The organism is Kribbella caucasensis, from assembly GCF_004361855.1.
Taxonomy (GTDB): Bacteria; Actinomycetota; Actinomycetes; order Propionibacteriales; family Kribbellaceae; genus Kribbella; species Kribbella caucasensis.
The window spans coordinates 661,006-675,300 of sequence record NZ_SNWQ01000001.1; the positions used below are offsets into that span (position 1 = coordinate 661,006).

At 69.2% G+C, this 14,295-nt stretch carries 12 protein-coding genes; 9 read left to right on the plus strand and 3 right to left on the minus strand.

Annotated features, from left to right (window positions below; translation table 11 throughout):
* Nucleotides 1–16: 16 nt before the first annotated feature.
* Complete coding sequence (locus tag EV643_RS03185; RefSeq protein ID WP_133798391.1) at nt 17–631, minus strand: hypothetical protein; 615 nt, start codon at nt 629–631, stop codon at nt 17–19.
* A gap of 53 nt (nt 632–684) precedes the next feature.
* Here EV643_RS03185 and EV643_RS03190 point away from each other — a divergent pair, with 53 nt between their 5' ends.
* Nucleotides 685–1,500, plus strand: coding sequence for an aminotransferase class IV (locus EV643_RS03190; protein WP_166665292.1), 816 nt, complete (start codon nt 685–687; stop codon nt 1,498–1,500).
* Nucleotides 1,501–1,698: 198 nt separating this feature from the next.
* Here EV643_RS03190 and EV643_RS03195 read toward each other — a convergent pair whose 3' ends face one another.
* On the minus strand, nt 1,699–2,466 hold the full coding sequence (locus EV643_RS03195) for a hypothetical protein (RefSeq protein WP_133798393.1): 768 nt from the start codon (nt 2,464–2,466) through the stop codon (nt 1,699–1,701).
* 90 nt (nt 2,467–2,556) lie between these two features.
* Nucleotides 2,557–3,948 (minus strand): CCA tRNA nucleotidyltransferase, encoded by a 1,392-nt coding sequence (locus tag EV643_RS03200; RefSeq protein ID WP_202869359.1) that lies wholly within the window; start codon nt 3,946–3,948, stop codon nt 2,557–2,559.
* Between the two features lie 99 nt (nt 3,949–4,047).
* Between EV643_RS03200 and EV643_RS03205 the strand changes: the two genes are divergently transcribed.
* The 8 genes from EV643_RS03205 to EV643_RS03240 all read left to right on the plus strand — a co-directional run bounded on the left by EV643_RS03205 (nt 4,048) and on the right by EV643_RS03240 (nt 14,210).
* A complete protein-coding gene (locus EV643_RS03205; protein WP_133798394.1) occupies nt 4,048–6,417 on the plus strand; it encodes a hypothetical protein in 2,370 nt (789 codons plus the stop codon).
* A complete protein-coding gene (murJ, locus tag EV643_RS03210) occupies nt 6,410–8,065 on the plus strand; it encodes a murein biosynthesis integral membrane protein MurJ (protein ID WP_133798395.1) in 1,656 nt (551 codons plus the stop codon). The genes EV643_RS03205 and murJ overlap by 8 nt, the downstream gene beginning before the upstream one ends.
* 160 nt (nt 8,066–8,225) lie before the next feature.
* Nucleotides 8,226–9,872 carry a protein kinase family protein gene (locus tag EV643_RS03215; RefSeq protein ID WP_133798396.1) on the plus strand — a complete coding sequence of 549 codons (1,647 nt, stop codon included), beginning with the start codon at nt 8,226–8,228 and terminating at the stop codon, nt 9,870–9,872.
* The gene (gene sigM / locus EV643_RS03220) at nt 9,869–10,663 is read left to right on the plus strand and encodes an RNA polymerase sigma factor SigM (protein WP_238165320.1); all 795 of its coding nucleotides are present in this window, start codon (nt 9,869–9,871) and stop codon (nt 10,661–10,663) included. Before EV643_RS03215 ends, sigM begins: the two co-directional genes overlap by 4 nt.
* A gap of 109 nt (nt 10,664–10,772) precedes the next feature.
* A complete protein-coding gene (locus EV643_RS03225; RefSeq protein ID WP_133798397.1) occupies nt 10,773–11,531 on the plus strand; it encodes an anti-sigma factor family protein in 759 nt (252 codons plus the stop codon).
* 117 nt (nt 11,532–11,648) lie between these two features.
* A complete protein-coding gene (gene trxB, locus EV643_RS03230) occupies nt 11,649–12,629 on the plus strand; it encodes a thioredoxin-disulfide reductase (RefSeq protein WP_133798398.1) in 981 nt (326 codons plus the stop codon).
* A 52-nt stretch (nt 12,630–12,681) separates the two neighbouring features.
* Nucleotides 12,682–12,999, plus strand: coding sequence for a thioredoxin (gene trxA / locus EV643_RS03235; protein ID WP_440589962.1), 318 nt, complete (start codon nt 12,682–12,684; stop codon nt 12,997–12,999).
* A gap of 62 nt (nt 13,000–13,061) precedes the next feature.
* Nucleotides 13,062–14,210: an N-acetylmuramoyl-L-alanine amidase gene (locus EV643_RS03240; RefSeq protein WP_133798400.1), complete on the plus strand. Its 1,149-nt coding sequence runs from the start codon at nt 13,062–13,064 to the stop codon at nt 14,208–14,210.
* Nucleotides 14,211–14,295: the final 85 nt, after the last annotated feature.

A 14,295-nucleotide genomic window follows, 5' to 3' on the forward strand; every position in this document is an offset into this window, starting at 1 on the left:
CAAACTGCTTGACCCGTCAGGGGAGGTTGAGGACGAGGTCGGGGCCTTCTCGGTGGAAGCCGAGGGTGTGGAGGTAGGAGGCGGACTCGCGCATCCGGCGGGGGGCTACGACCTGGTGGAAGCCGTGGTCGGTGAAGACGTCGCTGCGGCGGTAGACGAACTCGCCCGGGGTAAAGTCGCGGTACTTCGGCAGCACGTAGTCGAGGTCGATCTGGGCCCGGCCGTCGCCGGCGTCGTGGGCGAGGACCACGCCGACGGTGCGTTCACCGCGCTGGACCAGGAAGGCGTACGGGCTGATGGCAGAGGTGAAGTCGGGGTTGAAGCTGCTGATGTCCTTGCTGTTCGTCTTCAGCACGTGCCGGAGGTAGGCGTCGGCGGGATTCACCTCGAGCACCTCGTACTCCGCTTCGTCGTGGCGGTGACGGAGCAGTCCGTAGAGATGCACCGCGTTGATCACCGCGAGGACGGCGTTCATGCCGACCATCGGCCAGACCTCGATCACCAGGTTGAAGCCGACCAGGATCACGCAGCCGATCAAGTTCAGCACCCGGAGTCGCAGGATCCGGGTCTGCAGCAACGACACGACCACCAGGGCCGACCCGCCCCAGCCGATGATGTTCCACACGTCCACGTCGTGAGGGTAGACCAGATAGTTCAGTGGACTGGTTCGGTGAGACTTGGCGCGTGACCGACTACCTGGAACTGGACGGCGAACCGCTCGATCGGGTCGATCCGGGGTTGCTGCGAGCAATCAGCTCCGGGCACTTCACCTCGATGCAGGTCCGGGGTGGGCTGGTCCGGGGGTTGCCGTTCCACGTGGAACGGTTGGACCGGAGTTCGGTCGAGCTCTTCGGTCACGGGGTGCCGGCCGAGCGGTGGCGGTCGTACGTGAGGTCGGCGCTCGAACGCGCGGGCGTAGCGGACGCGTCAGTCCGGATCACCGCGTTCACCCGCGATCGGGCGAAGGTCGACCAGGGCATCGCTGTCGCGCCTGAGCTCCTGGTCACCGTCTCCGCACCGATCGCGTCGACCGGGCGACCACTCCGGTTGCTCGCGGTCGAGCACGAGCGACCAGTGCCGCACCTGAAGCACACCGGGTCCTTCTCACTCTCGTACTACGGACGCGCGGCGAAACTGGATGGGCACGATGACGCGCTGTTCTACGACCGGGCGGGCCACGTGTCCGAGGCGTCGATCTGGAACATCTGCTTCGCCCAAGCCGGCCGGATCGTCTGGCCGGAGGCGGCCGTCCTCCCCGGGATCACGATGCAGGTCCTCCAAGCGGGACTCGCCGCCACCGGCACCCCGAGCGAAACCCGGCCCGTGCCACTCGACGAACTCGCCACCTACGACGCCGCGTACCTGACCAACTCCATCGACCCAGCGCTCCCCGTCGCCGCGATCACCACCCCAGCCGGCACCACGTCGTACCAGCCCGACCCCACGTCAACAGCACAAATCGAAAAGGCCTACAAAGCAAAGCCGGCGCAGCCGATCTGAGCCGTAGGTAGACCCCGAAGGGAAGGCGAACAGTAGGCAGCGCGCGGGGCGCGCGCGGGGTGGTGGCGCGAGGTGTCTGCCGGCACGAGCCGCGTGCCGGCGCGGGGCGGTACGTGCGCGGGGGGTGCGGGCGCGAGGGTGCGGGCGCGGGGGTGCGGGCGCGGGGGTGCGGGCGCGAGGTGCGTGCGGGTGGGGCGGTCAGCCGTCGCCTCCACCGCCGCCGCCGGCGTCTCCTCCGCCGGGGTCGAAGCCGGCGTCGTGGCCGGTGGGGTCGTAGCCGGTGTGGGTGCCTGGGTCGCCCCAGCCGCCGGTGGCGCCGGCCTGGGATTCGAAGCCGGCCAGGGGGATGTAGCTTGCGCCGACGCCGACGGTGAAGTAGCCCTCGCCGTAGGGGGCGACCGCGGCGCCTGCCTCCCAGTAGGGGACCCGGCGGCTGCCGTACTGGACATAGCGGACCTCGGGCTCGTCCCCGGCTCTCACTCGTGCGGCGTCCTGGGCACAGGCCGGGACCGTGCGAGTACCGACCTTCGGCTGGGTCCAGACCACGTCCGTGGTCGACGGACCGTGCTGCGGGTTGAAGAAGCATGGCACCCGCCGCTCGGGTACCGGCTCGCCCGCGACCCGCGCCTGCACGCAGACGATCGCGTACCGCCCGGTGGCGAGCGCGTCGGTGACCGCGCTGATCGCTTCCGGCTTCCGGATCCCCCGCACCGCCCGCTGAGCCACCTCGTACGAGTCCAGTGCCAACTGATAGTCGACCCGCGTATCGGTATCGAGTTCGCGACCGGTCACCCGGCCGTCCAGCCGGGCCAGCTCCTCGCCGAGCAGGGTGACGTCCTCGTCGGCGAGCTTCTTGATCTGTTCGAGCTCCTCGGCGTCACCCTGCGTGGCCGCCCGCCGGTCCCACAGGTACCGGCCCGCGAGCGCCAGCCCGCCCCCACCCAAGGCCGCTAGAAACCACCACATCCCAAGAAGGTAACCCCGCCCGAAGGCGCTGGGGAGCGGTCGTCATAGACCTGTGGACAACCGTGACCTTCACCGAACAGCCCCCCAGGTTCAGGACCGCTCGTTCCACCACCTCAGGAGCTCCTCCCGAGCGCGTTCCTCGCCGAGCGGGCCGTGCTCCAGCCGCAGCTCCATCAGGAACTTGTACGCCTCACCGACGTCGCGTCCCGGGCCGATGCCGAGGATCTCCATGATCTGGTTGCCGTCCAGATCCGGCCGGAGCGAATCCAGTTCCTCCTGCTCCGCGAGCCGGGCGATCCGCTCCTCGAGATCGTCGTACGCCGCGCGCAGGGCCTCGGCCTTCCGCCTGTTCCGCGTGGTGCAGTCGGCTCGGGTGAGAACGTGCAGCCGGGTCAGCAGGGGTCCCGCGTCGCGGACGTACCGGCGTACGGCGGAGTCGGTCCACTCACCGGTTCCGTACCCGTGGAAGCGCAGATGGAGCTCGATCAGTTTGCTGACCTGCTCGATCTGCTCGTTGCTGAACCGCAGCGCCTTCATCCGCTTCCGGGCGAGTTTGGCGCCGTACACGTCGTGATGGTGGAACGTCACCTTGCCGGCGCCCTCGAACTTCCGGGTCTTCGGCTTGCCGATGTCGTGGATCAGCGCGGCGAACCGGACCACGAAGTCGGGCAGCTCGTCGACGTCGACCAGCCGGGACTCCAGGTCGATGGCCTGCTCAAGCACGGTCAGTGAGTGCTCGTACACGTCCTTGTGCCGGTGGTGCTCGTCCACCTCCAGCCGGAGCGCGGGCAGTTCGGGCAGCACGTGGTCGGCCAGGCCGGTCGACACCAGCAGGTCCAGACCGACCCTCGGGTTGCCGGCGTCGACCAGCTTGATCAGTTCGTCCCGGACGCGCTCGGCCGACACGATCGTGATCCGCTCGGCCATCGACGTCATCGCGGCCACCACGGCCGGGTCCGGGGTGAAGTTCAGCTGGGCCGCGAACCTTGCCGCCCGCATCATCCGCAACGGGTCGTCCGAGAACGAGTCCTCCGGCGAGCCAGGCGTCCGGATCACCTTGTTCCGCACGTCGTCGCGCCCGCCGAACGGGTCGACGAACTGGTGCGACGGCAGCAGCACCGCCATCGCGTTCATCGCGAAGTCCCGCCGGGACAGGTCGCCCTCGAGGGTGTCGCCGTACGCGACCTCCGGTTTGCGTGAGGTGGGATCGTAGGACTCCGACCGGTAGGTGGTGATCTCCAGAACCCATTCGCCCTTGCGACATCCGATGGTGCCGAAGGCTTTCCCGATGTCCCAGACGTGGTCGGCCCAGCCGGCCAGCAACCGTTCGACGACATCGGGGCGGGCCGAGGTGGCGAAGTCGAGGTCCTTGCTCCCGCGACCGAGGAGAATGTCCCGGACAGGACCTCCGACCAGCGCGATCTCGTACCCGGCCGCGTCGAAGCGAGCACCCAGCTCGTCGACCACCGGAGCGATCATCATCAGGGACTGGACACCTTTCCGCTGGACCGCTGACAACGATCCGGAGGAGGCCGAGCGGTCGGGGATAGGAGACACAGGAAACTAGGTTACGGTGACGGCGTGTTGAGACGGCGACTGAGGCTCTCCGCAGCAGCGGGTGCGAGCCTGGTGATCGCTGCGTCGGCAACGGTTCAGCCGCTTCCGGCGGCGGTGGCCGACCCACGCGCCGAGGACCCAGTGGTCGAGGTGACCATCGACTCGTTCGCTCCGGCCACCCCGATACCGGGCCAGCAGGTCGTCATCACCGGCCGGGTCACCAACACCAGCACCACCACCTTCGACAACCCGCAGGCGATCGCGTGTATCGAGGAACATCGGCTGACCACCCGCGCCGAGCTGGCCGCGATCCCGACCGAGCTCGAGCAGCCCCTGCAGAAGCAGAACGACTGCAGCGGTCTCGACAACCCCGCCTCCACCACCTTTCAGTCCTTCAAGGCGCCGCTGCAGCCGAAGGCCTCGGTGCCGTTCCGCCTCGTGGTGCCGTGGCAGGAGTGGCACATCAGCAAGCGGGCGGGCGTCTACGTGGTCGGCGTGACCTTCCGCGGTAACCCGTCCGACGGCAACCGGATCACCGCGGGCCGGGCCCGGACCCTGATGCCGGTGATCGATACCAAGCCGATGCCGCGCAAGGTGAACACCGCCCTGGTGATCCCGCTCCGGCACCGCCCGACGCTGCTGGCTGGTGACCGGTTCGCGAACGAGTCGCTGGCCGAGTCGATGGCGCCGAACGGCCAGCTCGGCCGACTCCTCGCGCTCGGCAGGCAACAGAAGGTCACCTGGCTGGTCGATCCGGCCATGATCGACGAGGCCAGGCGGATAGCCAACGGTTATCGGGTGGTCGGCAGCAACAACCAGACCAAGGCCGGGACCGGTCAGCAGACGGTCGCCGCCTGGCTCAAGGCCTTCGACGCCACCCGGACCCGGAACCCGGTCGTCCTGCTCCCGTACGGCGACCCGGACGTGGCCAGCCTGATCGACGCGGGCGGCACGCTGAAGGATCTGGTCGGTCAGTCCCGGTCGGCGACGGAGCAGTTCAACCTCGGCGTACCGCTCTTCCGGTCCGGGCTCTGGCTCGAGAACGGGTCCGCCACCAGCCGCAACCTCGCCGCCGCCTCCACCGGGTACGCCGGTGCCAAGGCCGACGACCTCAACCTCGTCAGCAGTGCGTCCTGGACCCCCGAGACCCGACCCAGTCTTTCCCCGTCACCGGTGTACGACGTACTCACGCCCGAGGGCCCCGTGAAGAGTGTGCGCACTGTGATCGCGGACTCCACCCTGACCACGGGCGGACCGGACGCGGCCACGGCGAACTCCCCGATCCAGGTACGGCAGCGCTTCGCGGCGGAGACCGCGTTGCTCGCGTCGACCGGCACGGGTTCGATCACGGTGGTCGCCCTCTCGCCGCGCGGCTGGGACACCGACGGCCGGGCGACGACCGCGATCGCGCAGGACCTGTCCCTGCCCTGGATCACCCCGGTCGGCATTGATCAGGTGCTCCCCCAGTCGTCGACCAGCCCAGCGGTCACCAAGCCGCCGACCGCACTGCGCTCGACCCCCGGGCTGACCGGCACCCAGCTGGACCAGATCAAGCAGCTCAACAACGCGACCACCACCTACGTCTCGCTGCTGAACAACCCGGAGGACGCGGACGAGAACATGCGCCGCGCGTTGCTCCGGGCGAGTTCCTACAGCTGGCGTGGCTTCCCCGACGAGTCGCAGCGATTCACCGGCTTCGAGCTGGCCGCGGTGAACTACCAGCTCGGCCGGGTGCACCTGGTGACCAACTCGGCCGGTGGCAAGGGAGCGCGCCGCGAGATCAAGGTCAACCTGTCCGGCAGCAAGGGCACCTTCCCGCTCACCATCGCGAACGAGCTGAACGTGTCCGTCCGGGTCGGCATCGTGGTCAGCTCGGCGAACCGGCCCGACCTGCGGATCGAGCCGCTGGAGACCAGGGTGCTCGCGGCCGGCCAGAAGGCGACGTACCAGATCAACGCAAGCGCGGAGCAGAACGGCCTGATCCGGGCCGACGCGCAGGTGATCTCGGCCCAGCAGCTCCCGGTCGGCCGGTCCCAGGAGCTCGTCATCCAGGCCGCGCAGTACGGCAGTGTCGGCTGGATCCTGGTCGGCTCGGCCGTCGCGCTGCTGTTCGGTACCTCGCTGGTCCGCATCTACCGGCGGATCCGGTCCGAGCGGAAGAACCCGACCGCGCCGGAGCCCGGATCCGATCCGTTGCACCCGGCCCCGATCGACCCACAGGACGTCGCGACAGCGGATCTGGAAGCGCAGGCGGAGGTTGATCCGGGCGGCGACGAGCCGAACGCGTTGGAACCGGTGAAGCAACTGCGAATCACCCCGGGCCGCGCGAACGGCGTACCGGCAGACGACACGGCGGAGAGCCTGAAAGAAGGAGTCGGTACCAAGGATGGCTGATCGCACCCTGCGATCCGCAGCGGTGATGGCAGCCGGAACGGTGCTGTCACGCCTGCTCGGATTCGTCCGGATCGCCCTCCTCGCGGCAGCGATCGGTACCGCACTGCGCGGCGACATCTTCACCGCGGCGAACACGATCCCGAACAGCCTCTACATCCTGCTGGCCGGCGGGGTCTTCAACACCGTCCTGGTGCCTCAGCTGGTCCGGGCGATCAAGAACCACGAGGACGGCGGCCAGGATTTCACCAACCGGCTGCTCACCTTCGGTTTCGTCGTGCTGGCCGTCGTCACGGTGGCCTGCGTGCTGCTGTCGCCGCTGATCGCCGAGCTCTACCTGCCGGGTGAGTTGAACGATCCGTCCCGGGCCGCGGAGAAGGCCTCGATGGTGATGTTCGTCCGGCTGTGCCTGCCGCAGATCTTCTTCTACGGCGCGTTCGTGCTGGTCGGCCAGGTGCTGAACGCGCGGCGGCGGTTCGGCCCGATGATGTGGGCCCCGATCGCGAACAACATCGTCGCCTGCGTCTCGATCGTGATCTTCCTGCTGGTCTACCGGGTCGGCGACAACCCGCCCACCTTCAGCGGCGGCGAGGAACTGCTGCTCGGTCTCGGTCACACGGTGGGCATCGCGGTTCAGTTGCTGGTGCTACTGCCCTATCTGAGGGCCAGCGGTCACCACTACCGGCCCAAGTTCGGCCTTCGCGGCACCGGGCTGGGGCGGACCGCCAAGCTGGGTATCTGGACGGTCCTGTTCGTCGCGGTCAACCAGGTGACGCTGGTCGTCGTCACCAAGCTGGCGATCGCCGGTAGTGCGTCCGATGCGCCAGGCTCCAAGGCAGGACTGGTCGCCTACAGCACGGCCATGCTGATCATCCTCGTCCCGCACGGCATCGTGACGGTCTCGCTCGCGACCGCTGCGCTGCCGCAGATGTCGTCGCTGGCCGCCGAGGGCGATGTGACCGAGGTGGCCCGGCTGTCGGCCCGGTCGATCCGGCAGACGCTCGCGATCGTGGTACCGGCGGCTGCCGCCATGGTGGCGTTCGCGCAGCCGATCACGACGGTCATCGCCGGCTACGGCGCCGGTAAGAACAACACCGAGTTGATGGGCTACACGCTGATCGCGCTGGCGCTCGGGCTGATCCCGTTCACCGTGCAGTACTTCCAGCTGCGCACGTTCTACGCGTTCGAGGACACCCGGACGCCGTTCTTCCTGCAGTGCGTGATCGCCGCGACCAACATCGCAGCGGCGATTGTCGGCGTCCGGGTGGTGCTGGGCGAGGAGCACCTGCGGTTCAGCGGTGTCGCACTCGGGGTGGCGTACTCGCTCGCCTACCTGGTCGCTGTGCTGATGTCGCGACGGGTGCTGGCCAGGCGGGTGCCGCGAGTGTCCGGCTCCGGCATCGGCCTGCCGCTGTTGGCGATGGTGATCGCGGCCGCGGTCGGTGCGGGGCTCGGCCGGTTGGTGCTCGTACTGCTCGAGATGGTGACCGATTGGGAGGGGCCGCTGACGTCGGCGTTGCAACTGGCGATCGCCGCGGCGGTGATGCTGCCGATTTACGTCGGTGTGGCCCGGGTATTGCGGATCCACGAGGTGACCGACCTCGTGTCCGTGGTCACATCCAAGCTGCCGGGAGGGTCCCGCCGCTCCTGATCCGGCTGCTTGTGCACTCGTGCACCTCGCCTCGCCGCCCCTGGGCACTAGCATGGGGGCTGCGATCGGGCCGCCACCCGATCGCAGCCGGGTCCCCGCCGACTGGATCCGGAGCGCCAGACGCAGGCCGACCAGTGCATCGAGGAGGGCGAAAGACACCGTGTCGAACCAGACCGTGAGTCCGGGTGCCCTGCTTGCCGGCCGCTACCGGATCGCCGAGTTGCTCGCGGAGATCGACGGTGCGCGGGTCTGGCGGGCAGTGGATGAGGTGCTCAGCAGAGCGGTCGTCGTGGACGTCCTACCGGTTGGCGACCCGCGGACGAACATGCTCTTCGACGCCGCCCGCCGGGCCGCCGCCGCTGCCGACCCCCGATTCCTCCGCGTCCTCGACTGCGACCTCTTCGAGGGCGTCACGTACTGCGTCCGCGAGTGGGCCGGCGGCCGTCCGCTGGAACGCATGCTGAGCGCGGGCCCACTCACCGGTCAGCAAGCCGGCTGGCTGGCCCGCGAGGTATCCGAAGCGCTGGAGAACCTGCACCGCACCGGGCACGCCCACGGCTCGATCAGCCCGGCCACGGTCGTGGTCACCGATGCCGGCGCTATCAAGGTCGTCGGACTCGCCACCGAAGCGGCGCTGCGATCCACTGGTCCGGGTACGCCGGAGCAGGACGTCCGCGCGCTCGGCGAGCTCCTGTACAGCTCCCTCACCGGTCGCTGGCCCAGCCCCGCGCCAGCGTGGGGTCTCCAGCCCGCGCCGGTCGAGCACGGCCGGCTGCTGAGCCCGCGGCAGGTGCGCGCCGGAGTGCCGCGTTCGCTGGACGACATCGCCGACCGGCTGCTCGGCGATCCGCCGCGGCACCACACAGCCCCGATCACGAGCGCCGCTGGTCTGTCCGCTGCCTTGTCCGGCGTGGTCGGCAGCTCGCACGAGCCGCCGAGCCAGATGGACGAGACGGTCGCGATCGCCCGGCAGAACGGCAGCGTCGACGACGCCACCCAGGTCGTCCCACAGACTCCGCCCGCGCTCGACCCGACCCCACCGGCGGTCGCGGTGGCGAGTAACGGTCACACCCCGCGCGCGGCGTACGGGCAGGTGACCGAGACCCGGCCGGTACGCCGGCAGCAGCCGAACCAGAACGGGAACGGCCGGCGCCGTCCGCCGGTCGACGAGCCGAAACCGCGCGGCAGCTGGGGCGGGCGGATCCTGATCCTGCTGGCGATCCTGGCCCTGTTGTCGGTGATCGCGATGGCGCAGTTCCTGGTCAAGGGTGCGATCAACAAGGACCAGGGCTCCGGCAACAACGCCACCGAGACGCCGCAGGCCACGGCCCCGGAGACCCCGACCAGCGCGAACGTCAAGATCGTCTCCGGCAAGGACTTCGACCCGCCGCCGGACGGCAACGGCGAGGAGCACCCGGAGGACGTCCCGAACACGTTCGACGGCAAGCCGAGCACCACCTGGACGACCATGTCCTACAAGCGCCGGGCGGACCTCGGCGGCACCAAGGACGGCGTCGGCATCATCTACGACCTCGGTCAGATGACGTCGGTTTCCCAGGTGACGGTGACCCTGGTCGGCGACGACACCGATCTCCAGCTGATGGTGCCCAAGGCCGATGGCAACACCTCCCCGACCGCGGCGAGCGGCTGGAAGTCGGTGGCGGCGGTCGAGGGTGCCGGTGAGTCGGCCGAGCTGAGGCCGGCCGCGGCGGTCCAGAGCCGGTACGTCCTGGTCTGGCTGACCAAACTGCCCAAGGAAGGCAGCGGCTTCCGGGGCGAGATCTCGGAGGTCACGGTCCAGCGATGACCTCCGGTATTGATTCCAGCCCCACCCCGCCGCCCCGGTCGGGCATCACCCGGATCGGCCCGCCGCCGAGCCCGGGTGAGCAGCCGGTGGCGCACGGCTATGAGGCGATGGACGACCACGAGCTGCTCCGGCTGCACGTGGCCGGCAACCCGGACTCGTTCGGGTTCCTGGTCAAGCGGCACCGGGATCGGATGTGGGCGGTCGCGATCCGTACCCTGGGCGAACCCGAGGAGGCTGCGGACGCGCTGCAGGAGGCGTTCATCTCCGCGTTCCGCCGGGCCGACTCGTTCCGCGGTGAGGCCAAGGTGACCACCTGGCTGCACCGGATCGTGGTCAACGCCTGCCTGGACCGGATCCGCCGCCGCCAGGTCCGCGCGGCCGACCCGCTGCCGGAGGACGAGGACCGCGCGGCCGAGCTCGCCGGTCCCGCCGAAGACGACCCGGCCGAGGTCCGGGAACGCCGGATCGACGTCCTGAACGCGCTCAAGCAGATCAACGTCGACCAGCGCAGCGCTCTCGTCCTGGTCGACATGGAGGGCTACTCGATCGAGGAGGCGGCCGCCATCCTCGGCTGTGCCCCGGGCACGGTGAAGAGCCGTTGTGCTCGCGGCCGGGCCCGGCTGCTGCCGCTGCTGAAGCACTGGCAGACCACCCACGCCGGGCGGTCCGACGTACCGGAGCAGGCCGCGGCGGAGACCGAGGCTGAAACCACGGCGGAGACCACAGTGGAGACCACGGCCGGGCCGGAGTCGGCCGCCAAGACGTCTGCGGAATCGGTGGGAACCGAATGAGCGGAACGCCCGTCGAAGCGAAGTCGCTCAACTGCGACCTGCCTTCACTTGCCTACCGGAGCATTCCGATGACCCATCTGCGCACCTCCAGCGAGGGGGCGAGTTCCCGATGACCGATTCCGGTCTGCCGACCAGTGAGCATCTCGAGCACCTGGACACGGACACCATCGCCGATCTGATCGAGAACCTGCTGCCCGCGACCGAGGCCCACCGGGCTCGTGAACACGTGAAGGCCTGCCCGGACTGCCAGCAGACATATGACGCGCTGTGGCAGCTGTCCGAGGACCTCGCCGAAGAGGGCCGCAGCGACATCCCGATTCCGCCCGACGTGGCCGAGCATCTGGACGCCGTGATCGTGTCGGAGTCCGTCCTGCGCGCCTCCACGGTCGGGGTGCACTCGTTGGCCCAGCTCCGCGAGGAGCCCCACCGGCACTTGCCGAAGCTGATGCTCGGAGCCGCCGCGGTCATCGTGGTCGCGGCCGTCGGGGTCGGCGTGGTGCTGGCGACCGCGGACCAGAGCAAGGACGGCGCCGCGGCGACCAAGACGACCCAGCCGGTGGCCGTCCCGACGCTCACGCCGGAGCAGGTCGGGCCGGAGGCGCAGCGCTGGCTGGAGAACTCCACCGACCCGGTGCTGCACGGCGCCAGCAGCGAGATCGACTGTGCCCGGGACTTCGCCTCCGGCCGGCCGAACCCGGTCGTCCGGCTGGTCCAGCCCGCCGAGGTGGGTGACCGGCGGGCCACCATCATCGGTCTGCAGGGTGGTTCACCCCGCGACATCCAGATCTTCGTGGTCACCGGCTGTAGCTCGTCCGGCGGTGTCGCGAGCCCGTTCTACGACACCACCATCACCCTGCGCAATCGCTGATTCCGTTCGGTGAGCCAGTGGCCTGCGTGGCGTGCGTCATGGGTACGGTGGGAATGGTCGGCCTCTAGGATCCGTTGAGTACGACGTCCAGTCTCGACGAGAACGAGGAACGCCTGCATGAGCGACGCAGCAGTCCGCAACGTGATCATCATCGGCTCCGGCCCCGCGGGCTACACGGCTGCCGTCTACGCCGCCCGCGCTCGGCTGGAACCACTGGTGTTCGAGGGGTCCGTCACCGCTGGTGGCGCGCTGATGAACACCACCGAGGTGGAGAACTTCCCCGGTTTCTCGGACGGCATCATGGGCCCGGCCCTGATGGACGAGATGCGTTCCCAGGCCGAGCGGTTCGGCGCCGAACTGGTCGCCGACGACATCGTCGAGGTCGACCTGACCGGTGACATCAAGGTGGTCACCGACTCGGCCGGTACCCAGCATCGGGCCAAGGCCGTCGTACTCGCGATGGGCTCGGGCTACCGCAAGCTGGATCTGCCGGACGAGGACCGGCTGTCCGGCCACGGTGTTTCCTGGTGTGCGACCTGTGACGGGTTCTTCTTCCGTGAACAGGAGATCGCGGTCGTCGGCGGCGGTGACTCCGCGGTCGAGGAGGCGATCTTCCTGACCCGGTTCGCCAGCAAGGTGACGCTGATCCACCGGCGCGACGAGCTGCGTGCCTCGAAGATCATGGCCGACCGGGCGTTCGCGAACGACAAGCTCGAGTTCGCCTGGAACTCCGAGGTCGCCGAGATCCACGGCGACGACAAGCTGACCGGCGTGACCCTGCGGGACACCAGCACCGGCGAGACCCGGGAGCTGCCCGTCGGCGGCCTGTTCATCGCGATCGGCCACGACCCGCGCTCGGAGCTGGTCAAGGGTCAGGTGGACCTGGACGACGAGGGCTATGTCCTTGTCGAGGAGGGCAGCACCGCCACCAACCTGCCGGGCGTGTTCGCGTCCGGCGACCTGGTGGACCACACCTACCGGCAGGCGATCACCGCGGCCGGCACGGGCTGCGCCGCCGCCCTGGACGCCGAGCGCTTCCTGGCGCACCTGGAACACGCCGAGGCCACCGCCCTGGCGACCGAACCTGTCTCTGTCTGAACACTCGAAGTTCGAGAAACAACCCGTTAAGGAGTTCGCCGTGGGCGAGAAGATGAAGGCCGTCACCGATGCCGAGTTCGAGCAGACCGTGCTGAAGAGCGACAAGCCGGTGCTGGTCGACTTCTGGGCGGAGTGGTGCGGCCCGTGCCGCCAGGTCTCGCCGATCCTGGAGGAGCTGAACGGTGAGCACAGCGACAAGCTCACCTTCCTGAAGATGAACGTCGACGAGAACCCGGTCACCCCGAGCAACTACCGCGTCACCGGTATCCCTACCATCAATGTCTACGTGAACGGTGAACTGGCCAGGTCCATCGTCGGCGCGAAGCCGAAGGCAGCGCTGCTGAAGGAGCTTGCTGAGTTCACCGCCTGACACACTGCTTGAGAGCGTCCCGGTAGTTGGGGCGCTTGTCCGCCGCATGGCAAGGAGCATTGATGACCGGCCCACTGTTGGATGGCCCGCACGGCGCCCGGATCTACCGGATCGGGGACAGCGGCGAAGCCGTCGCCGAGATCATCGGCAAACTGCAGCGGCTCGGCCTGCTGGCGCCCGGTGAGCACTACGTGTACGACGAGGCCACCGCCCACGCCGTCCGGGGATTCCAGCAGCAACGCGGACTGATGATCGACGGGATCGTCGGCCCGCAGACCTATCGGGCGATCGACGACGCACGTTGGCGGCTGGGCGACCGGCTGCTGACGTACGTCGTCTCGCATCCGCTCACCGGTGACGACGTGGTCGACCTGCAGTCGAAGCTGCAGGAGCTCGGGTTCGCCGTCGCCCGGGTGGACGGGATCTTCGGGGCGGACACGCAACGCGCCGTGACTGAATTCCAGCGCAACATGGGTCTGCCGGCGGACGGGACGTGCGGTCCGTCCACGTTCAAGGCTCTGCAGCGGATCCGTCCGATGGCGACCGGCGGCCGCCCGGACGCGTTGCGCGCCTCCGAGGCGGTGCGCGCCGCCGGTCCGCGGTTGTCCGGGAAGACTGTCGTGATCGATCCCGGGCATGGCGGATTCGACTACGGCTGGGAGGGATTCGGCCTGCGCGAGTCCGACGTGGCGTACGACCTGGCCGCGCGGATCGAGGGTCGCCTCGGCGCCACCGGCGTACGGGCTTATCTGTCCCGTGGGCGGGATCAGGGGCCGGACGAGCTGGCGCGGGCCGCGTTCGCGAACGACACGGACGCCAACCTCTGCGTGTCCCTGCACACCGACGGGTCGATGAACCCCGAAGCGCAGGGTGTCGCGACCTACTTCTACGGCAACGATCTGCACGGCGCCTCGTCCAGCGTGGGCGAGCAGTTCGCCGGCCTGGTACAGCGCGAGATCGTGGCCCGGACCGACCTGCTGAACTGCCGGACCCACGCCAAGACCTGGGACCTGCTCCGCCGGACCAAGATGCCCGCGGTCCGGCTGGAGATCGGCTACGTCACCAACCCGCACGACGCGGCCCGGCTGGCCGATCCCGCCTTCCGCGACGTGGTCGCCGAGGCGATCGTGGTCGCGATCCAGCGCGTCTACCTCCCGCCGGAGCAGGACGCCGCGACCGGCATGCTCCGGCTCGGCCAGCTGACCGTTTGACCTCTCCCCGTACTCCGGGGTCCGCGGCCGGCCGCTTGTCCAGGATTCTCGGCGGTTTGATCACTTTTCTGATCGAGATCCTCCG

What these genes read in the sequence shown, in the direction of transcription:
- EV643_RS03200 (WP_202869359.1), bottom strand. Translation starts at nt 3,948, where the DNA reads ATGATGATCGCTCCGGTGGTCGACGAGCTGGGTGCTCGCTTCGACGCG.
- trxA (WP_440589962.1), top strand. Translation starts at nt 12,682, where the DNA reads ATGAAGGCCGTCACCGATGCCGAGTTCGAGCAGACCGTGCTGAAGAGC.
- EV643_RS03195 (WP_133798393.1), bottom strand. Translation starts at nt 2,466, where the DNA reads ATGTGGTGGTTTCTAGCGGCCTTGGGTGGGGGCGGGCTGGCGCTCGCG.
- EV643_RS03240 (WP_133798400.1), top strand. Translation starts at nt 13,062, where the DNA reads ATGACCGGCCCACTGTTGGATGGCCCGCACGGCGCCCGGATCTACCGG.
- murJ (WP_133798395.1), top strand. Translation starts at nt 6,410, where the DNA reads ATGGCTGATCGCACCCTGCGATCCGCAGCGGTGATGGCAGCCGGAACG.
- sigM (WP_238165320.1), top strand. Translation starts at nt 9,869, where the DNA reads ATGACCTCCGGTATTGATTCCAGCCCCACCCCGCCGCCCCGGTCGGGC.
- trxB (WP_133798398.1), top strand. Translation starts at nt 11,649, where the DNA reads ATGAGCGACGCAGCAGTCCGCAACGTGATCATCATCGGCTCCGGCCCC.
- EV643_RS03225 (WP_133798397.1), top strand. Translation starts at nt 10,773, where the DNA reads ATGACCGATTCCGGTCTGCCGACCAGTGAGCATCTCGAGCACCTGGAC.